Origin of the sequence: Bacillus sp. HMSC036E02 (genome assembly GCF_001836235.1) — a bacterium.
GTDB classification, from domain to species: Bacteria; Bacillota; Bacilli; order Bacillales; family Bacillaceae_G; genus Bacillus_A; species Bacillus_A cereus.
Window position 1 is genome coordinate 151,769 of the sequence record NZ_KV827854.1, and the last position, 20,718, is coordinate 172,486.

Below are 20,718 nucleotides of genomic sequence, written 5' to 3' on the forward strand. Positions count from 1 at the left end.
AAATAACTTATCCACCAATTATTATACACGCTTTTTAATGAGAAATAGGCTTGTTCACAAAAAAGTCGTCTTCCTAGAAAAATAAGGAAGACGACTTTTGATTAGAAAACAAAATGTAATAGGTAGTAAAACAGAGCAGCTAAAGAAGCTGAAATAGGAAGTGTAATAACCCATGTAATTAACATACGTTTTGCAGTTCCCCATTTTACCCCTTTCACACGGTGAGAAGCACCAACCCCTAAAATAGAAGAAGAGATAACGTGCGTCGTACTAACCGGTAAGTGAATGAATGTTGCACCGAAAATAACAAGTGATGATGATAAATCGGCAGCTACACCATTTACAGGACGAATTTTCATAATTTGTCCACCGACAGTTTTAATAATTTTCCATCCACCGACAGAAGTACCAAGCCCCATTGCGACAGCACAAGATAATTGTACCCAGAACGGGATATCGCTAGAAGTATGATAGTTATTAGCCATAAGTGCCATCGTAATGATCCCCATTGCTTTTTGTGCATCATTCGTACCGTGTGTGTAGGCTTGTAATGCTGCAGTGAAAATCTGGAATATACGGAAGTTCTTATTCGTTTTCGTTAAGTTAAAGTTTTTAAATACTACTTTAAAAATACTGTATACGATATAACCAATAACAAAAGCGATAATCGGTGAAATGATTAAAGCTTCAATAATTTTAATGAATCCTTTAAGATTTAGCGAGCTAATCCCAGCGGCCGCAATTGCAGCACCTGCGATTGCGCCGATAATTGCATGCGAAGAACTACTTGGAATACCGTAGTACCAAGTAATTAAGTTCCAAGCTATTGCCGCAAGCAAAGCAGCTAAAATTACAAGAGAACCATTTTGTAAGGCGAATGGATCAACGATATCTTTTGTAATCGTTTTTGCTACACCTGTAAATGTCATTGCGCCTAAAAAGTTCATAATAGCCGCCATAATAATGGCATGTCTAGGCTTTAGAGCTTTCGTTGAAACAGCCGTTGCAATAGCGTTTGCTGTATCGTGAAATCCATTGATAAAGTCAAAAGCTAAAGCGCAAATGACTACTAAAACGGTCAGTATCAAGAGTGTATCCATGATCAAACTCCTTACGCGTTCTTCATAATAATTGTTTCTAATACGTTTGCAACGCTTTGACAGCTATCAGCTACTTCTTCAAGCTCTTCGTAAATCTCTTTAAATTGAATAATCTTAATCGGATCTTTTTCACGAGAGAATAAGTGCTTAATCGCATGACGGCGAATATCATCACACTGTGATTCATAATCCTTAATCTTAATCGCATTTGTACGAATGTCGACTAATTTTTTGTTAGACATTAATTCAACAGAGTTTGCAATCTCAATCGCACATTGATTAATTGCTTCTACGAATTTAATCATGTATTCATCAGCTTCTGTAATAGAATACATTTCGAACAGACCAGCACTGTGATCTAATCCGTCTAATACATCATCCATACTCATTGCAAGTTGTAGGATGTCCTCACGCTCAATCGGAGTGATAAACGCTTTGTTTAACTCCATAATGATTTCGTGAATAAATGAGTCACCTTTTGACTCATACTCTTTCATGCGCATAGAAAACTCTTTTAAATCGCTAGCATTTTTAATTTTATACTCCACGAAAAACTGCGCGCCTTCTTTTAAATTTTCGGAAACATTCATTAACATTTCAGAAAATTTATCTTTTTTTGATTTAAAGACCATTATTGTTACCCCCACAAAAGTAATATATGTAAAATATATTGGCTAATCAATTCTAACAAAAAACTGTCGTTTTTTAAAACATTTTATCGAAAAGTTTACAAAAACTTAACATAACTCTCGTTGTTCTATTAATAATATTAATATCCAATAGTGAATATCTTACTTGTAGAATGTCCTTTTCTTGCAAAAAGTATGAATGTAAAAGAAAAGCTTTACACTATAGGAATGACTACGTTATTATAATAAATTTAAAAGGCGGTATATTCTTCCTTTTAAAAAGAAGAGTGTAAATAAATGAAGGAAGTGAACGAATGAAATTGAAGAACACTCATTTTAAAAAAATGCTTGAGTGGTTCAATAAGAGGAAGAAACTTCGTAATTCATTAATTGTATTGGGAAGTGTATTCGTTACTCTATTTATTGCTGTAAATATAATAATTTCCATTCAAGACATATCTGAACTAAAACAAGCTGTTCCACAACCGACTTTAATTTATGATGCAAATAATGAGGTCGCAACTAAATTAGCTTCTTCGAAAACAGAAGGCGTTAAAAGAAAAGATATTCCTGATATTATGGTTCAGGCAATTGTTGCAGTAGAAGATAAGGAATTTTTTAACCATCATGGTATTTATTATAGTGGAATTATAAGTGCGGTTTTTAAAAATATTACAGCAGGAGAAGTTGTAGCTGGGGGAAGTACAATTACACAGCAGCTTGCGAAGAATGTATTTCTGACACAAGATCGTACATTTTCTCGTAAAATAAAGGAATACTTTTTAACAAAAAAAATAGAACGTACTTATACAAAAGATGAAATTGTTGAAATGTATATGAATCAAATTTATTTTGGGGAAGGTGCTTGGGGTATAAAAAGGGCAGCAAAATCTTATTTTGATAAAGATGTAAAAGATTTATCAATTTCAGAAGCTGCAACGATTGCAGGCTTGATTAAAGCACCATCTGCATATTCACCTTATAAAAACTTTAACAAGTCAATTGAAAGACGTAATGTCGTATTAAGCTTAATGAAAGAGCAAGGGTATATTTCTGACGAACAGTATAATAAAGAAAAAGAGAGCGGTCTTGTATTAAAACGTGGTGTGGATGATAAATACAAGGGAAAATATTCTCAATATGTAGACTATATTGTTAGAGAAGCAATGGACAAGTACGAATTGACACAAAATGAAATTTTAGCGGGTGGTTATCGTATTTATACAGAGCTTGACCCGAAAAAACAACAGGCTGTAGAAGACGTTGTGAATAATGATAGTTATTTCAAAGATAATGGCTCAGACCAACTGATGCAAACGGGTGTAGTTCTTATGAATCCAAAAACAGGTGGTGTACCAGCTTTAGTTGGAGGGAGAGGACCGTACCAGTTTTTACAGTTTAATCATGCAACCCAATTAAAAAGACAACCTGGCTCAACGTTAAAGCCTTTAGCTGTATATGTACCCGCGTTAGAGCAAGGGTATGAAGTATACGATATATTGAAAGATGAACCATTTAATATTAAAGAATATAAACCACAAAATAGCGATCATACTTTTCACGGTGATGTGACAATGTATGAAGCTGTGGCAAAGTCGTACAATGTTTCGGCTGTTTGGCTATTGGAACAGATTGGATTAGATAAAGGGTTGAAATCTTTAGAGCGATTTGGTATTCCATTAGCGCCAGAAGATCGTACGTATCCAATCGCTTTAGGCGGTATGCATGTAGGAACATCCCCATTTGTAATGGCTCAAGCGTATAGTACATTTGCAAATGATGGTGTTCAAGTGGAAGCTCATGCGATTAGAGAGATACAAAATGCGGAAGGTGAAACGATTGGAAAGTGGTATAAGAAAGAGACACGAGTGACAAGCGAGAAAATTTCTCAAAAGATGACATATTTATTAAAAGGCGTTGTCGAAAAGGGAACGGGCGAAAAGGCGAAAGTTAATAATGTTGATACGGCTGGTAAGACAGGAACTACTCAAATTGTAAATGGCCCAAGCACCGGCGCAAAGGATTCATGGTTTGTTGGATACACACCAGATTTGGTAGGTGCGATTTGGGTAGGATATGATAAAACAGATAGCGATCATTATGTTCCGGGTGGTAGTCAAATTACGACGACAATGTTCCGGGATATTATGAAAAAAGCGAACGCAAATCCAGCTCAAAAAGCATTTCAGTTATCGCTCATATCTGAGGCTGATTATAAAAAACAATTGACTACAATAGAAGAGGAAAAACGAAGAAAAGAAGAAGAGAAGAGAAGGAAAGAAGAGGAACAACAAAGAAAAAAAGAGCAACAAGAGTGGATTGATAAAGTGAAAGAATGGATTCCTTCATTTTGGTAAAAGAAAGAGGCGAATAATGAAATTCGCCTCTTTTTTGTATGAAAAACAAAATGAAATTTTAAACGATTGAAATTATCCCTTCTCCGTACTAGTTACTACTCGTTAAGTATAATGTTCGTATTGCCAAAGGATTGAGAATCGTATGTGACAATTATTTTTCCTTTACTAATAGGTTCGTAAGGTAATTCTTCTTCGTAATTACCATTATTTTTATTGTGGATAGAAAGTGTAATTTCATCGATTTTTTTATTTGTATACTGATCTTTAATCGTTTCAGCAATTTGAAGTAATGCTTCGGAACTAGAAGCTTTCGTAATAAGCATTCCCGTTATAACTTTCTTTTCATTTTTTGTTGCATTGGAATAAGGGATGTTGCTTTGTTTCGTATACAAAATTTTGTATGGAACAGTTTTTCTATCTGCTTTTGAAATAGTGGAATATTTTAGAGTTAAAAAAAATCCTACACATAAAATAATGCATATCATAAGAGCAATCCAAATGCGTATCGGTGACATAACTCTCATTTTTCATCCCTCTTTCATATCTTTGACTTCATTATTTATCATACAAAATGAGGATTAAGATAGAGTAAATTTGAGGTAAAGAAACGTAAAGAAGGAGCACTTATCCTCCCAAACAAGTGCTCCTTTTTATTAAAAGAGAGATTTAATAGACAATCAAAATCACATCTATTACTTATAAATGTGCTTAGTCCTCCCAAAATATTTTCGGAAATTGTGGTTAGTAAATTCGGAAGACAGATAGTGTCGCAGTTGTATCGCCCGCAGGTCCTTGAGCGCCTTGAGGTCCTTGAGCGCCTTGAGGCCCTTGAGCACCAGTAGTCCCCGTAGTTCCTCCGCCTAGGCAACCAGATCTATATTGAACTAGAATAGCTTGACCAAGAGCTTGAAGAAGTCTTTCTGTAAGTTCTGACTTAGGGATGTTAATATGGCTACATGCTCTTAATTTGCAACAATCATTACCATAAAATACTTTTCCTTTATTTTTATTGTTCATCTTTTCATTCTTTTCTTTCATAGAATCATTAGTCATTACTATATATTAAAATGAAATTTATACTAAATTCGTGATGGACAAACTACCATTTCTAAAAAAATAAGAAATTGGCCCACCTAGAAAGAAATAAGTAAGATATAGAGAAAGGTTTATATAATGTAAAGAAGAAAAGTACAACATAAAAAACTACATGCTAATTGTTGGGAGTGTTTAACAATTGGCATGTAGTTCGTGGATTAGTCCTTTATTTACATTGGTTTAATTTTTCAAGGGTTGTTTTAGGTAAGATTGGAATTGAAATAGTGAAAGTTGTACCATCTTCATTACTAGTCATTTTTAATGTGCCGTTATGATTTTGGATGATTTTTTTTGTTACTGACAAGCCTAGTCCTGTTCCCGAATCCTTCGTTGAGAAGAATGGATCAAAGATATATTCTTGAATAGCTGGATGAATACCAATTCCATTATCTGTGAAAGTAATCCGAACGAAGTTATTAAGGCGATAACTAGTAATTTGAATAGAAAGAGGTTTGTCGCCTTGAGCATCGACGGCATTTTGAAATAGATTTAAAAACACTTGAACAAGTTCATGTCGATCAATATTGACTAAAATATCATCTAATTCATTAGAGAAGTTATAATCAATTGAAATATTATGCAAGGAGACTTCACTAGCTAGTAACTGTTGAATATAGTCACGTAAAAATGTATTGATGGGAAACGGTTCTCTTGTAAATTCCCGTGTTTTTGAAATGGCTAAAAATTTTGTAATAATATTATTTGCACGATCTAATTCAGGGATAAGCAAGTTTTTAAATAACTCTTTATTTGATGGAGAAATGCTTTCTTGTAAAAATTGTAAGTATCCTCGTACTGTTGTAAGAGGATTTCGTACTTCGTGTGCAATTCCAGCTGCGATTCGCCCTGCTAACGAAAACTTCTCAGCATCACGTTCTGTATTTAAATAATGAAAGACACTGATAACTCTAAAAATCTCCCCGTTATAATCGCGAATAATTCGGTTATTTATAATGCCATAGTTTTTGTCTAAAACTTCTTCATTATATATTTCTGTTCCCGTTTTTAATGTTTCAATTGCTTTAATTTTTTCTTCCGGCAAGTTTAGTAATTGTTGAATCGGTTTTCCGATAATATCATTTCGTATTACACCGAAATCATCTGCAGCAACTTGATTACATAAAGTAATATTCCCTTTACTATCGATAAAGGTTACATGATGTGAAAAGGCATCAAAAATATGTACAAAGTGTTTTTCAAGTTGTTCAAATAAAAATAATGAATCACAAGTAAGTTGAAAATGAGCCTCTTTATTCTCTTTTGGTATTTCTTGAATGGAATGAGTCGTTCTAGTTTTCTTTATTCGTAAACCAATATGTGGATTTTTGTATGTGAAATGATGTGGTAATTGATTCACAAGTTCTTCATAAAAACGTACTTTATTTTCTAGTTCTTCAATTCGTTTTTCATGAGATACAGTAGCATCGTTTGGAAGCATAAATAAATAACCCCTCATTTTAAAAATTCTTCCATATAGTATATCATATTTTTATAAGGATACCCTTAAAGAAAAGGCTACATGATGCAAAGTGAATAGAAGATGAAGTTAAAAAGGGAGGGGTATATGTGCTGTTTATTGGAGTGACAGGATGGGGAGATCATGATTCTTTATACATAAATCCCTATGAAAATAGAAATAAATTACGAACATACAGCGAGTATTTTCCTATTGTGGAAGTGGATAGTTCATTTTACGCGATGCAACCTGCACGAAATTATATAAAATGGGCAATGGAAACGCCGAAAGATTTTTCTTTTATCGTAAAAGCGTATCAAGGAATGACAGGACATATGAAAGGTGAAATTCCTTTTTCTACGTTCGATGAGATGTTTGATGTGTATAAACAGTCTATTCTTCCTTTAATAGAAGCTGATAAATTAAAAACAATTTTATTTCAATATCCACCATGGTTTGATTGCAAAAAGAAAAATGTAGATTTTCTTCGATATACGAAAGAAAAAATGGAAGGTTTACCATGTGCAATAGAATTTCGAAATCAAACATGGTTTTATCCAGAAATGAGAGATAAGACGTTACAGTTTCTAGAACAGGAGAAATGGATTCATACAATTTGTGATGAACCACAGGCTGGGATAGGTTCTGTGCCACTCGTGTTAGAGGTTACAAATTCAGACATGGCATTAATACGTTTTCACGGTCGAAATGTTCATGGTTGGCTTGATAAAGGGGAAAATTGGAGAGCGGTTCGCTGTTTATATCGCTACAACAATAAAGAACTCGAAGAATGGGTTGAACGACTAGAGCAATTAAAAAAGAAAACAAAGGATATATACGTACTGTTTAACAACAATTCAGGTGGGGATGCAGCAGATAATGCGAAACAGCTTATGAAAATGATGAACATTACATATGGTGAGCCGAAGCCGGAGCAATTAAATTTTTTTGAATGATAATAAACAAGAAAGGCACTGTACAAACAGGGGGAATGTACAGTGCCTTTCTATATGAAAAAGAGGGGTAACAATGTTACTGAGCGTTTGGTTGATTCATCAATTGTTGGCTTCATAATAAATGATAATGGTTATCATTATCATTGTCAATGGTTTTTCTAAAAATATATATAAAACTTTGTGTATTTTAAATAGAGATAAAAAAAGAACAGCGATTAATGCTGTTCTTTTCCATTGACGAATTGTTGTAAATCAAAAGGAGTTATCGCTTGGATAAATTCTTTTGAGATAAGTGTTTGAACGAGAGTGCTCTCAGAGATAGAAGCACCTGTTTTCTTTTCATAAGCTTGTTTTAATAAATCAAGTTTTTCAGCCGTTTCTTTTGGTAATTCAATTGTAAGTGTGTTCATAATTTCTCCCCCTTATTACTAGAGTACCACTACAGTATAGGAGAGACAAGAAAAGAGAATATGAAATATAAAAAAGGTTACCAAATTTTAAAATGGTAACCTTTTTTATGTATAAGAGTTATTAAGCAATACCGATATACTTTAAAGTTTTTGATGGAGTACTGTGATCAAAGAAGTGTTGTAAAAACGCAATATCAACACCTGATTTGTATGCACAATAACCCCAAGTTTTTCGAAGTGTATGTGAGCTAATCCCTTCTAATCCAACTTCTTTTGCAGCTTTGTTTAAAATGTACCATGCATGTTGTCTCGTAATAGATTTTGTTCCTTTTTGAGATTTTAACAATGGTTCATTACGTTTCCAAGTTTTACGTTCTTTCATGTAGTCTTCGATTGCGTGCTGTAAGTCTTCATTTACAGCAAACCATTTATGTTTCTTCACTTTTTCATTGTAAAATAAAATGGAATGGCGAACATTTTCATTTTCATCGATTACATCACTAACTTTTAATTGTAAGATTTCACTTACTTTTAAGCCAGAATTTACAGCTAATACGAATAATAAGCCATCACGTTTCGAAGATTGTAAAAGTATATTTTTGATAGTTTCTAATTGTTTTTCATTTTGAATAGGTTGTCCTGCTTGTTTCATTTCACGCACTCTCCTCTTTTATATGTGTAAAGGAAAGGATTAACTTGTTTCTTACTATAAAGGGAGAGTGTGAATTTCATGTGAACTCCTAGTGAAATTAAGACAAATTATTTGACTTCTTTTACTTTTTGTAAATTGAAATAGAATACAACACTGTTAGTCGTATTATACACACCATACTCGGCATGATGTAGGTCTAAAATGTTTTTTACAATAGATAATCCGAGACCGGTACCTCCAGTGTGACGGCTACGTGATGCATCTAGACGATAGAAGCGATCCCAAATTTTTTCAAGACTTTCTTCAGGAATAGGGTTTCCTGTATTCTCGATTTCGACTTTTACGGTATCTTCTGCTTCTATAATGGAGACTTGTATTTTTTCTCCCTCTGGCGTATAACGGATTGCATTACTTAGTAAGTTCACAACTACTTGCTCAATGCGACTGCGATTTGCTGTAACAAGTATAGAAGGGTCTGCATCGATGTTCACTTGTAAATGTTTTTCTTCCATGCTAAATAATAATTTTGTGTAGACTTGTTGCGTTAATTCACCGATTGAGAACGTCGTCATATCTAGTTTGTAAGTACCAGATTCCAACTTTGCTAATTCTAACATTTCAACAATCAGCCTGTTCATATTTTCTGTTTCTTCTAAAATAACATCAGTATAATACGAAGTATCCTTACTAACACCATCTTTAATTCCTTCTGCAAAACTTCTAATTACACTTAGCGGTGTTTTTAATTCGTGTGATACGCCAGAAATGAATTCTTTTCTTGTTTTTTCTAATTGACGTTCACGTTCAATATCTTGTTGTAACTTTGTATTAGCAACATTTAATCGATCGATTCGATCTTTTAAATTTACAGATAATGTATTGATACTGCCAGAAAGCCCGCCAATTTCATCGTCAGCTGTAACAGGTAATTTCTCGCTGAAATCAAAATTAGCCATTTTTTTTGTAACACGATTTATTTTAATTAATGGCTTAACAATGATTTTTGAGTAGTAGAAGGATAACAAAATAATTACGAGAAACACGATGATTAAGGCATAGACATAATAATCTTTTAAAACGAGCATCGCTTCATTAACAGGCTGCAAAGATGCTATCGCAAAAGCGTATTCTGTAATCCTTCCATTTTCTATAATCGGTTTTACAAAGATACTATTTTTTATATTTTCTCCGCCATCTAATATGAAAGTACTTAATTGGTTCGAGTTAGAAGTTCCCTCTCTAATCATATCTGCAAAATATTGAACGGCTTGTAATGTTTCAATATCATTTGCAAGACGAACCTCAGCTTTGGATGGGAGCTGTAACTTAGTTATAACACCTGTAAAGACGATTCGAGTTGTAGATTTGTATCGGCTTGCAAGTCTGTTCTTAGAAGGGTTACCATTAATTGACTGAAAATCCGAATAGAAATGTTCGTTTTGCCATTGATTATAATTCGTTCCTAATTTTTGTGGTGTGATTATATTATTCTCTTGCACGACTCCATCAACATTGATTATTACATCTTTTTTTAAACCTAAATTTTCGAATTTATTATATTCTTCTGGTGTTAAAAGATTATTGAGTGGAATGGAATACTGTTTATTATTGTTGGGATTAAATACATCGATATAGTAATTGTTATCACTTTTAATAATACCGTTAGAGTCCAAAAACTGCATATCGGCATTTGTTTTATCATGAAATTCTTGTTTTAGTTTTCTAACCTGCTCATAACTTTTATCACTTTTATCATAATTATCTACGAATTTTTCAAAAGCAGTTTGGACTGTTTTTACTTTCTTATTAATATAAAATTTCTCTAAAAATAGAGATTGTCCTAGGAAAAAAAGTAGGAATATGATTGTAAATAAAGTGGATGTTAATAAAAATAGTTTAAAGACGATACTTCTGTTTTTCACTACGTCACCTCTTATGAGAAATACTGTAAATGATTTCTTTATCCCGCTTTAACGGGCAATAAGACTCCCACTTCAAAATTCGGCGAATACAAGGGAGTTAAGTGGGAAATCAATTGCCCGTAAAATCCGATTGGTTCAACTAATAATCAGTGGGGGATGGAAAAAACCTCCACTGATTAAAGTTTCACTTTATTATAACAAACGTTACAAGAAAGTAGAGGGGAGAAATCTGTCTCTTTATAAAGTAGTTATTTATAAAAAGTCACATAAAAAGAACTCGCCAGACGTATGACAAGTTCTTTAGTGTATTATTGTTGAATTGCTGCATCTAAAGCGATTTCAATCATTTCGTTAAATGTAGTTTGACGCTCTTCAGATGTTGTTTCTTCGCCAGTGAAGATGTGATCGCTAACTGTTAATATAGATAATGCATTTACACCGTATTTCGCTGCTAATGTGTAAAGAGCAGTTGTTTCCATTTCTACTGCTAATACACCGTAATCTCCAAGTTTTTTAACCATGTCCATGCTTTCACGATAAAACACATCTGCTGTTAAAACGTTACCGACACGAACGTGTAATCCTTTTTCAGTTCCAGCATCATAAGCTTTCTTTAAAAGGTCAAAGTTTGCAGCTGGTGCAAAATCAAATCCTGGGAATGTTAAACGGTTCATATTAGAATCAGTACAAGCCGTCATTGCGATAATAACATCACGAACTTTTACATCTTTTTGAATTGCACCGCAAGTTCCAACGCGAATTAAATTTTTAACTCCGTAGCTTTGGATTAATTCGTTTACATAAATAGAAATAGAAGGAACACCCATACCTGTACCTTGAACAGATACACGTTTTCCTTTATAAGTTCCAGTGAAACCTAACATACCACGCACATTATTATAGCAAGTAACGTCCTCTAGAAATGTTTCAGCGATATATTTTGCACGTAATGGATCACCAGGTAATAGAATAGATTCAGCGATTTCACCTTGTTTTGCTTCGATATGTACACTCATAAAAAAGTCCTCCTTATAATGTATTGATAGAAATCAATATCATTTGCATTATACACTACGAATCCTTTCAATTAAAATCTTTTTATTATTTGTAATATGTGCAAAATAGGAGGATTTCATAAATCATAATCTAGAATATATATCTTAAGAAGTTTTGTATGAATAGAGACAATAAAAATGGTAGGTGATGTTTTGAAAAATCTTGTCATCGGGCTTATTGCGTTAGTACTTATTGTGGCAGGAGGATTTTACATAAAAAAATATCAAGAAAACGAAGAGACTGTAGGAGATGTTCAGGAAGTAAAGTGGGGTGTTTCAAATGGAAAGGGAAATGAGAAAGTAGATATTGTATTTCAGTTGTTAAACAACAAGAATAATGAAATTCGTGGTGTAAATGATCAAATGCGGGCAGTGATTGTAGATGGACAGTTAAAAAACATACAACAAATTAAACCCACATTTGCAGGGAACGGGTCATATAAGTTATCTTCCAAAATAGCGAAAGACGAAGAATATACAATATTTTTATACGAAGACAAAAATAAGTCCGTAGAGTCATTCGCTAGGAAGAATTTTGGTAGAACGAAAGAGGAGAACAATAAGAAAAAAGTGAAATTTCCAATCGACAGTGTACTTACAAAAAAAATAGGAGAGTATGAAGTTTCTCTTTTATTTGGCGCATTACATCCGAATGAACCAGTTACGTTAACATTTCAGTTTCAAGCGAAAAAGGGTGAAAAATTGAAATTGCATTCAGAGAGAGGAGAAGTAGAGTCACTCTATATCGTGGATGAAACGAAGGAGAATTTTTTATACGCTATGCCTGTAGATACGGATGAACAATTACAATACCGAATTACATTTCCTGCCGAAGGCACGTATAAAATGTGGGGGAATTTCTATATAAATGGTAAGAAGTATGAAAAAGAATTTATTGTACAAGTTCAAAAAAGAAAAAACAGCTAAGATTTTAGCTGTTTTTTCTTTTTCCTATTAATTTTGTTACAGAGAGCATTGTAATTGGTAAAGAATGATTCTTCCTAAATGCTAAATATTTACCGCTCCATGCTGGTTTATATTTTTCTTTAAAATGTCGTAATCCGCTGAAACTATACGTATAACGAACGTTATTAAAGATTGCAGCAGCCACTCGTTCAGACCAGAAAGACTGTGTGGATAAACCAACATTTGAAAGTGGTGCCATACCGATATTAAAGGAGTGGTATTCATTTTCTTTTGCCCACTGGAATAAGTGGATGAAAATTGCGTCCATAATGCCGCTAGGCGCATCTGGATAATATCGCATTAAATCGACAGATAATGATCCGTTTTGATATACAGGCATGAATGTTGTGAATGCAATAATTTTTCCATCCGCATCAGATAATGTTGCGATAGGAGCGCGACTAATATATTCACGATCGAAGTATCCGAGTGAAAAACCTTTCTCTTTTTTTCCACCAAGCCATGCATCTGAAACTTTTCTTAACTCTTCATATAATTCGTCGGAGAAAGGTGGCTCATGAATAGAGAATGTATAGCCTTCTCTTTCAAAACGGTTGAAAGTAGCTCGCATGCCAGCGCGTTTCTTTCCTGTTATTGTAAAGGTATTTAAATCAACAACAGCTTCTTCACCAAGCTTAAAGAAGTTATAACCAAAATCGTGGTATAAACTCATCCATTTACTTTCAATTTGATAGAATACACAAATGTATCCAAATCGATCAGCCTCAGCTAAAAACTCTTGCAATACAGTACGATAGGAGGAAGGGTCCCCAATTGGATCACCTAGTACAATAAGTCGTTTTCCAGTTATTGAGAAGAGAATGAGTGCTTTTCCATCACTACTGAAAAAGAACTGTTTATCTCCTAAAAAACCTAAATGACTAAGTACATTTCCACCATGTTCATCTAAGAAGTTTTGTAATCGTTTATCATTAGCTGGTTGCCCGGGAAATTCATTTCGATAACGATTTGCAATGAGTGAACCAATTAGTAAAAAAGTAGGAACAAAAAAGGCAGCTGCTAATGCACTTCGTTTCACTTGTGTAATATTACGAACGACAAAATCAGGTTTGAAAGCTTCTTTTGCACCTGCAAATAAAATACCTAAGTTTTTATATAAATATAACGTTACAAGTAGGAATATAAAAACTTTTACGATATCGGAAAGTGAGACTTCCATTTTCTCACGTACAAACCTTTTACGAAGCATATACAATACAGCGAGTACGATTAATAAAATAAAAGTTTCTTCAACATCAATTCCTTTTAGTGTGTTAAAAATAGCCGCTCCAATTAAAGAAACAATCGTCATATAATAAGAACGTTTTGTTCCGTAATATATCCCCCGCGAAAGAATGAGGAGGAGAATACCGAATGTTAGCGATAAGCTAAAAGAAAATTGAATAAGATGTTTTGGAGCTAGAATATGTAAGGCGTGTGCCCGATTTATACTTGTCGGTAGAATGGTTGATAAAATAACCATTAAGCCAGCAAATACTGTTAAAGCAGCAGATGCCCAAGAACCTAACTTTCCTAGAAAGTCACGCTGCAAAGTCCATATAACACCAGTTGTCTCTAATGCAGGCGCAATAAAAGGTTTATCTTCAAACTTTTTAATGGCTACTCCTGTCATTTCAAAAGCTGCAAAAATGAGACCAAGGCAGAAGGGCAAGATGTAATAGACGAGACGATATAATAACATAGCAGGGAGTAAAACACCTGTATCGATGCCGTATTGCCCAAGCCCAGTTAAGAAGACAAGATCAAATGATCCAAGGCCACCAGGAACAAGACTAACGACACCAGCTAAAGCAGCAATAACATATACGCCTAAAAACTTTTGGAATTCGATTTCAATGCCAAATAATAGTAATATGACGTACATAACAATACCAGCAGATACCCATTCGACTAATGAAACTAATGAGTATAAAACAGTTGGGTTTTTCTCCTCTTCTTCTTGTTCCTCTGTTTGCGTCGCTTTTCTATTTTTTAATTTAGAAAATCCGATATATATAGGGACGAAAAGAGCGAAGAAGATAAGAACAGGCCATAGCCATGGTTTTTCATGCAAAATAAATCTCGTGTCTAATATTCCGATGAGACCAAGAAATGAAAGAATGGCTAATCCATTAATAAAGGCAGTTGTCATCCAAGCGATACTTTTAATAAGTTTTCCATTTTCTTTTATATATGGACGATAAAGCATTGTGCGTACGCCGGCTCCAACAAGACCACCAAACCCGATAAATCCATTTAAAGTATTAGCAATCCACGAGATACGGAAAATCTTTTGGACAGGGATATCAGCTTTTAAGTAACGAAGCATAACATAGTCATAAAAGAACATTGTTGATACAGCGAATGCACCAAGTGTAATTGCTAAAAAGACTCCTCCAGTTGGAATGTTTTTAATTGTATCAATCGCTTCTAAAAAAGAAATGCCCGCTAATTCTTTTTTTGCTTGAAAGAATACAATTGTTAATACAACAAATGGGAAGACAATTTTCCCGATTTGTAAGAAACGTTTCCATGAAAACGACATAAATACAACTCTCCTTGTATAAGAAAACTGAGACAATAATATTATTATGACAAACTTCCAGAAAAATAAAAAGGTAAATTCCTGTATAGGCGAGCTATTTTTTATATAGGTATATTTAAAAGAATATTTTGTTTATCAGAAAATTAAGTTAGAATAAGATGAAAGAGGGGGAGGGGAGTATATGATTATAAAAGGTTACGTAGGATATGAGTTAGAAAAAGCGAAACCTAATACATCAGAAGATTTTTTTAACAGATCTGAAGTGACATATATATTAAATGGTAAAGAGAAAACTTTTTCGGTTTTATACGTTCGATATTTTGAAGAAGTTTTACAAGAAATTACTCCTTTTGAAGGAAATCCAGTGTATAAAGTAGAAGAACAAAACATATATTTGCGTGATATTGTAGCGATATGTTGTTTAGTGAAAGATAAGGAGCTTCGTGCGCAAAAACGTTTGTATTTAAATAATATGGAAGAATTTCAACAATATTTTGATGAGGGAACGGTGTCGAAAGTACAAGAAATATTGGCTGAATTACATAAAAATAAAAGAGTAGAAATAGCGTGAAATGGCAAAGGAGAGAGAAAAATGTCTAATTTGATGGTTGAAAATCAAACAGAACAAGTTTCTATATTTTTAGAAGATGCTATTAATTTGATAACCAATTATGTAAATTATCATACGTTACCTTCTTTATTAGAGGAAACACCAGCAGGGAATGAGCAATATTATAAAGGGGTATTAGCATCAATGAGACGACTTCTCGTTTTTTGCGAAGAAGGACAGGATGCATGTTTTGTTTTGTTGAATAGCCAGCCATTTCGAAAAACAGCAGCTGAAAAAATTTTATATAAGATTTACCATCAAGTAATTGCAGAGTTTTTTTCACCGAAGAGTGATCATTGGTATGAAAATAGTCGGTCTGCATATACAGGGAAAAATTCTATCGTTTTTCAACAAACACCACCTGCATCTTTGGAGCAAGTGATGAAGAGTTTAGAAGGTAAATTTCAATTGATGCGTGAAGAACTAGAATATTATGAGACGGATTATCAGACAAAGATGTTACACAAATATTGATTGAGGAAAAGAAGCTAAGGTTACTTAGCTTCTTTTCCTTTTGTACAGTTATATAAGGGATTTTCATTGAATATAGTTAAGTGGATAGCATTAGGGAGGTGCAACATGAATCAGCAAGGTGTATTTACAGATTACTTTCATGAAGTAGAAAATTGGTGTGAAAGTGTTCTTCACGTATTAGATAGCCGCGCAATGGAAGTGTATGATGTCCATATGCTTGCCTATAAAATTCAGACGTTATTAGAGCGTATGAAAGAGCATGAGTATGAAACAGATGCAGAGTTTATGTATGAAATAAGCGATGATGTAGAACATATTCAGCATCACTTGCAGGAAGTATTTATGCAAGAAGAAGAGGAATATGAATTATATGAAAGAGGGGATAGTGAACGAGCTGTCCCAATTGGAGGACATACACTCCCGCCATTACCTTATCCGTATAATGCATTAGAACCGTATATTTCTAAAGAAATTATGATGTTACATCATGATAAACATCATCGGAGTTACGTGGAAGGGTTAAATAAAGCAGAGAAGATGATGGAAGAAGCGAGAAAAACAAATAAATTTGATTTAATTAAGCATTGGGAAAGGGAAGCGGCTTTTCATGGGTCAGGTCATTACTTACACACGATATTTTGGAATAACATGAAAAAAGACGGTGGTGGAAGTCCAAGAGGAGCTTTTTCACAACAAATTGAACAAGATTTTGGGAGCTTTTTACGTTTCCAAAAACATTTTACAGAAGCGGCCTCTAAAGTAGAAGGTTCAGGCTGGGCAATTCTCGTTTGGGTACCCCGGTCTGGAAGGTTAGAAATTTTGCAAAGTACACTTCATCAATTATTTACACAATGGGATACGATACCGCTCCTTGTACTAGATGTCTGGGAACATGCGTATTATTTACAATACCAAAATCGAAAAGATGAATATATTAAAAACTGGTGGAATGTTGTAAATTGGCCTGATGTAGAAAAAAGGTTTGAAACTGCGAAACAAATTGAATGGACACCATATTAGACGCAAATTCTCTGCGTCTTTTTTAATGGAAGTAGAAGGAAGATTTCGTTCATATTTTAAAAGGCCAAGCATACACTTGTACAAAAAGTGCCAAAAGGACGTGGGGGGAAATATGAGACGAATTTGTGTAATCATTACGCTTCTTATGATGTATGCAAGCGTTATGCCGATTCCTACATATGCAAAGATGAACAGCAATGTCAGTGCTCGAAATGCTGTATTAATGGAGCAACAGTCTGGTCGTGTATTATACGGAAAAGCAGAACATGAGCCTCAAAAAATTGCTAGTATAACAAAAATTATGACCGCTTTATTAGCTGCTGAATCAGGGAAGATGAAAGAAATGGTATCAGTTAGTAATGAAGCGGTGAGGGTGGAAGGATCGGCAATCTATTTAAAGCCTGGACAAAAAGTGAAGTTAGAAGATTTAGTATACGGACTCATGCTTAGATCTGGTAATGACGCAGCGCAAGTAATTGCTGAAAGTGTGGGTGGGAGTATAGATGGATTCGTATATTTAATGAATCAAAAAGCGAAAGAAATTGGAATGAAAGATACGCACTTCTCAAACCCTCACGGCTTAGATGGAGATGGATCACATTATTCGTCGGCTTACGATATGGCATTATTAACGAAATATGCAATGGGAAACGAGACATTTAAGAAAATCTTTGGAACCAAAACATATAAATCAGATTCTTGGGATTACCCGTGGAAAAATAAACATAAGCTGGTAACGTCTTATTATGAATTTGCAACAGGAGGAAAAACAGGCTTTACGAAGAAAGCTGGGCGAACGCTTGTGACAACGGCATCAAAAGATGGACTAGATTTAATTGTCGTAACTTTGAGTGCCTCTAGTGATTGGGATGATCATATGAATTTGTTTGATAAAGGTTTTGAACGTTTCAAACAAACGAAAGTTTTAGGACAAGGAGCAATTGCTGAAATAAATGAAAAGAAGTATGCCAACCATGTTTATACGAAAAATAGTTTTTCGGTACCGTTAACTGAAGAAGAAAAAAAGAACGTAGTATTAAAAGTTGAACTCCATAAAAGTATAAAACTTACGGATGGAGTAAAGGTTGGGAAGACAGACATTTATGTTGGTAATGAAAAAGTTGGAGAACGGAATTTATTTTATAGTAAACGGAAGTTAGTAGCTACAACGGGACTTTACTGGAATAATGTGAAAGAAATTTTTTCTTACATGATAGGTGTTGGGAACGATGGTTAATCTCGTATGGGTAGCGATGGCTGTCATTGGGATTGTATACGCCATGATAAATGGCACGATGGAAGAAGTGAATAAAGCTGTATTTGACGGAGCAAAAGATGCGGTAACGATTTGTATAGGACTTATTAGTGTTTTAGTATTTTGGCTCGGTTTAATGAAAATTGCAGAGGAAGCCGGATTGTTAAAAAAATTAGTTACACTTTTTATGCCGATAGTAAAAAGGTTGTTTCCAGAAATACCAAAGGATCATCCGTCCATGGGATTTATTCTATCAAATATGATGGCAAACTTTTTTGGTCTAGGTAATGCAGCAACCCCTCTTGGTATTAAAGCGATGGAACAACTGAAAGAGTTAAATGGAGGAAAGGATTCGGCGAGCCGTTCTATGGTGACGTTTCTAGCATTAAATACATCAGCCATTACATTAATTCCTACGACAGTCATTTCCATTCGAATGACGTATGAATCAGCGAATCCTACTGAAATTGTTGGGGTAACATTTATTGCACAAGTACTTTCTATGATTGGAGCAATTTGGATTGACCGCTATTTTTACCGAAGAAGGAGTAGAAAGGGGCGGAAAAAATGAGTATTGTAAATACAATTTCCTTATGGGTAATTCCTTGTGTAATTGGTTTTATCCTTTTATATGGCACAATAAAGAAAGTACCGACGTATGAATCGTTCGTTGAGGGAGGAAAAGAAGGGATTCAAATTGCAATTTCCATCTTACCGTTTATGGTTGGAATGCTTGTGTCTATTTCTATATTCCGGTCTTCAGGTGCGTTAGATGCAATGATATCGGTAATGAAGCCAATGTTAGATTTGATCCATGTTCCAGCAGAAATTGTTCCACTAGCACTTATACGCCCTATTTCAGGCTCTGCTGGTTTAAGTATTACGACCGATTTAATTGCCACATATGGGCCAGATTCGTTTATTGGGAGATTGGCTTCTACGATGCAGGGGAGCACAGATACGACTTTCTATATTTTAACTGTATATTTTGGAGCGGTCGGGATTAGAAAAATGGGTGATGCACTAAAAGTAGGACTTTTTGCAGATTTAATCGGGATTATATGCTCAATTGTGTTCGTTTCTTTATTGTTTCAGTAATACTATTCATTTTTTACGCTATTTCGCTTATAATACGTATACGACCACTATTAAGGTGTAGCTTAATAGTGGTTTTTTTATGTGGTATTTTTGACAAAATGATGAACTTTTATTGTGAGAAATATGAAAAATATGGACAATAATAAAAGGTAAAAACATGATTTGACCTTTATATGTTTATTATCATCGCTATGTTGTTTAAGTAAGATGAAGCGAATAGCCGTAAAGCGTATGCGGTTGCCAAGTCTTTCTAATGTAAGGTAAGATAAATTCGAGGTGAAAAAAAGAAATGGAACGATTACAAAAAGTGATTGCGCAAGCAGGTATTGCATCGAGAAGAAAGGCTGAGGAATTAATTCAGCAAGGAAAAGTGAAAGTTAATGGAAAAATAGTGAAGGAGTTAGGGACAAAAGTAACTCCTCAAGATAAAGTAGAAGTAAATAACATCCCTCTTGAAAAAGAAGAACCTGTTTATTTTTTACTATATAAACCAACTGGCGTAATTTCAAGTGTATCAGACGATAAAGGAAGAAGTGTTGTAACGGACTTTTTCCCGGAAATTACACAACGTTTATTCCCAATCGGACGCTTAGATTATGATACGTCTGGCGTATTATTAATGACAAATGATGGGGACTTCGCAAACGTATTAATGCATCCTAGATATAAAGTTGAAAAAACATATGTTGCAAAAATAAAAGGGCCATTAACAGGTGAGAAAATTCGCATGTTAGAACGCGGTGTTACGTTAGAAGACGGTAAAACAGCACCAGCACGTGTGAAAATTATTTCTTGGGACAAGCGTAAAGAGATGGCTATTGTACAATTAACAATTCATGAAGGACGTAATCGTCAAGTACGTCGTATGTTTGAAGCGTTAGACTGTAAAGTAGTGAAATTAAAACGTGAACGTTATGCTTTCTTAGAAGTAGGAAGCCTGCGACCTGGTGATGCGAGAGAATTGACACCACATGAGGTGAAACAATTACGCGCGCTTGCTTCTACAAAGCCAAGATAAGCTATAGAGTTAAAAATTCACCAGTGGAGTGCTCTGCTGGTGATTTATTCAATACAACATTTACAGAAGATAATACATAACATTTATCGAGGAGAGGAGA

General features: G+C 34.3%; 20 protein-coding genes. 10 read left to right on the top strand and 10 right to left on the bottom strand.

Annotation, left to right across the window (positions count from 1 at the left end; all coding sequences use genetic code 11):
• Positions 1 to 101: 101 nt before the first annotated feature.
• Complete coding sequence (locus HMPREF2590_RS16675; protein ID WP_000380270.1) at positions 102 to 1,100, bottom strand: inorganic phosphate transporter; 999 nt, start codon at positions 1,098 to 1,100, stop codon at positions 102 to 104.
• Positions 1,101 to 1,111: 11 nt separating this feature from the next.
• The gene (locus tag HMPREF2590_RS16680) at positions 1,112 to 1,732 is read right to left on the bottom strand and encodes a DUF47 domain-containing protein (protein ID WP_000231447.1); all 621 of its coding nucleotides are present in this window, start codon (positions 1,730 to 1,732) and stop codon (positions 1,112 to 1,114) included.
• Positions 1,733 to 2,043: 311 nt separating this feature from the next.
• Here HMPREF2590_RS16680 and HMPREF2590_RS16685 point away from each other — a divergent pair, with 311 nt between their 5' ends.
• A complete protein-coding gene (locus tag HMPREF2590_RS16685) occupies positions 2,044 to 4,086 on the top strand; it encodes a transglycosylase domain-containing protein (RefSeq protein ID WP_000769240.1) in 2,043 nt (680 codons plus the stop codon).
• Positions 4,087 to 4,181: 95 nt separating this feature from the next.
• On the opposite strand, the gene HMPREF2590_RS16690 is transcribed toward HMPREF2590_RS16685, so the two are convergent.
• The 3 genes from HMPREF2590_RS16690 to HMPREF2590_RS16700 all read right to left on the bottom strand — a co-directional run bounded on the left by HMPREF2590_RS16690 (position 4,182) and on the right by HMPREF2590_RS16700 (position 6,619).
• Positions 4,182 to 4,610 carry a hypothetical protein gene (locus HMPREF2590_RS16690; RefSeq protein ID WP_001265584.1) on the bottom strand — a complete coding sequence of 143 codons (429 nt, stop codon included), beginning with the start codon at positions 4,608 to 4,610 and terminating at the stop codon, positions 4,182 to 4,184.
• 217 nt (positions 4,611 to 4,827) lie between these two features.
• Positions 4,828 to 5,124, bottom strand: a complete 297-nt coding sequence (locus HMPREF2590_RS16695; RefSeq protein ID WP_002098656.1) for a hypothetical protein — start codon at positions 5,122 to 5,124, stop codon at positions 4,828 to 4,830.
• Between the two features lie 223 nt (positions 5,125 to 5,347).
• Positions 5,348 to 6,619, bottom strand: coding sequence for an ATP-binding protein (locus tag HMPREF2590_RS16700; RefSeq protein WP_000937241.1), 1,272 nt, complete (start codon positions 6,617 to 6,619; stop codon positions 5,348 to 5,350).
• A 128-nt stretch (positions 6,620 to 6,747) separates the two neighbouring features.
• Here HMPREF2590_RS16700 and HMPREF2590_RS16705 point away from each other — a divergent pair, with 128 nt between their 5' ends.
• Positions 6,748 to 7,593, top strand: a complete 846-nt coding sequence (locus HMPREF2590_RS16705; RefSeq protein ID WP_000897352.1) for a DUF72 domain-containing protein — start codon at positions 6,748 to 6,750, stop codon at positions 7,591 to 7,593.
• Positions 7,594 to 7,808: 215 nt separating this feature from the next.
• Here the strand turns inward: HMPREF2590_RS16705 and HMPREF2590_RS16710 are convergent, their stop codons facing one another.
• The 4 genes from HMPREF2590_RS16710 to deoD all read right to left on the bottom strand — a co-directional run bounded on the left by HMPREF2590_RS16710 (position 7,809) and on the right by deoD (position 11,593).
• On the bottom strand, positions 7,809 to 8,003 hold the full coding sequence (locus HMPREF2590_RS16710; protein ID WP_001094860.1) for a DUF3924 domain-containing protein: 195 nt from the start codon (positions 8,001 to 8,003) through the stop codon (positions 7,809 to 7,811).
• A gap of 121 nt (positions 8,004 to 8,124) precedes the next feature.
• Positions 8,125 to 8,655: a tyrosine-type recombinase/integrase gene (locus tag HMPREF2590_RS16715; RefSeq protein ID WP_000806236.1), complete on the bottom strand. Its 531-nt coding sequence runs from the start codon at positions 8,653 to 8,655 to the stop codon at positions 8,125 to 8,127.
• A 107-nt stretch (positions 8,656 to 8,762) separates the two neighbouring features.
• Complete coding sequence (locus HMPREF2590_RS16720; RefSeq protein ID WP_000797517.1) at positions 8,763 to 10,577, bottom strand: sensor histidine kinase; 1,815 nt, start codon at positions 10,575 to 10,577, stop codon at positions 8,763 to 8,765.
• 308 nt (positions 10,578 to 10,885) lie between these two features.
• Positions 10,886 to 11,593: a purine-nucleoside phosphorylase gene (deoD, locus tag HMPREF2590_RS16725; RefSeq protein WP_000110705.1), complete on the bottom strand. Its 708-nt coding sequence runs from the start codon at positions 11,591 to 11,593 to the stop codon at positions 10,886 to 10,888.
• A gap of 177 nt (positions 11,594 to 11,770) precedes the next feature.
• Between deoD and HMPREF2590_RS16730 the strand changes: the two genes are divergently transcribed.
• Positions 11,771 to 12,559, top strand: coding sequence for a hypothetical protein (locus HMPREF2590_RS16730; protein WP_000232614.1), 789 nt, complete (start codon positions 11,771 to 11,773; stop codon positions 12,557 to 12,559).
• Positions 12,560 to 12,563: 4 nt separating this feature from the next.
• On the opposite strand, the gene mprF is transcribed toward HMPREF2590_RS16730, so the two are convergent.
• The gene (gene mprF / locus HMPREF2590_RS16735; protein ID WP_000010892.1) at positions 12,564 to 15,143 is read right to left on the bottom strand and encodes a bifunctional lysylphosphatidylglycerol flippase/synthetase MprF; all 2,580 of its coding nucleotides are present in this window, start codon (positions 15,141 to 15,143) and stop codon (positions 12,564 to 12,566) included.
• A gap of 181 nt (positions 15,144 to 15,324) precedes the next feature.
• Here mprF and HMPREF2590_RS16740 point away from each other — a divergent pair, with 181 nt between their 5' ends.
• From HMPREF2590_RS16740 to rluB, 7 genes are all read left to right on the top strand, one after another.
• The gene (locus HMPREF2590_RS16740) at positions 15,325 to 15,714 is read left to right on the top strand and encodes a hypothetical protein (RefSeq protein ID WP_000584363.1); all 390 of its coding nucleotides are present in this window, start codon (positions 15,325 to 15,327) and stop codon (positions 15,712 to 15,714) included.
• A gap of 21 nt (positions 15,715 to 15,735) precedes the next feature.
• Positions 15,736 to 16,227, top strand: coding sequence for a YpuI family protein (locus tag HMPREF2590_RS16745; protein WP_000067556.1), 492 nt, complete (start codon positions 15,736 to 15,738; stop codon positions 16,225 to 16,227).
• 105 nt (positions 16,228 to 16,332) lie between these two features.
• Positions 16,333 to 17,247, top strand: a complete 915-nt coding sequence (locus tag HMPREF2590_RS16750; protein WP_001075739.1) for a superoxide dismutase — start codon at positions 16,333 to 16,335, stop codon at positions 17,245 to 17,247.
• Positions 17,248 to 17,359: 112 nt separating this feature from the next.
• Positions 17,360 to 18,484 carry a D-alanyl-D-alanine carboxypeptidase family protein gene (locus HMPREF2590_RS16755; protein ID WP_001252636.1) on the top strand — a complete coding sequence of 375 codons (1,125 nt, stop codon included), beginning with the start codon at positions 17,360 to 17,362 and terminating at the stop codon, positions 18,482 to 18,484.
• On the top strand, positions 18,477 to 19,073 hold the full coding sequence (gene spmA / locus HMPREF2590_RS16760; protein WP_000247811.1) for a spore maturation protein SpmA: 597 nt from the start codon (positions 18,477 to 18,479) through the stop codon (positions 19,071 to 19,073). Before HMPREF2590_RS16755 ends, spmA begins: the two co-directional genes overlap by 8 nt.
• Complete coding sequence (gene spmB, locus HMPREF2590_RS16765) at positions 19,070 to 19,600, top strand: spore maturation protein SpmB (protein WP_000029514.1); 531 nt, start codon at positions 19,070 to 19,072, stop codon at positions 19,598 to 19,600. Before spmA ends, spmB begins: the two co-directional genes overlap by 4 nt.
• Before the next feature lie 289 nt (positions 19,601 to 19,889).
• Entirely contained in the window at positions 19,890 to 20,618 is a 729-nt protein-coding gene (gene rluB / locus HMPREF2590_RS16770; protein WP_000440556.1) for a 23S rRNA pseudouridine(2605) synthase RluB, read from the top strand.
• Positions 20,619 to 20,718: the final 100 nt, after the last annotated feature.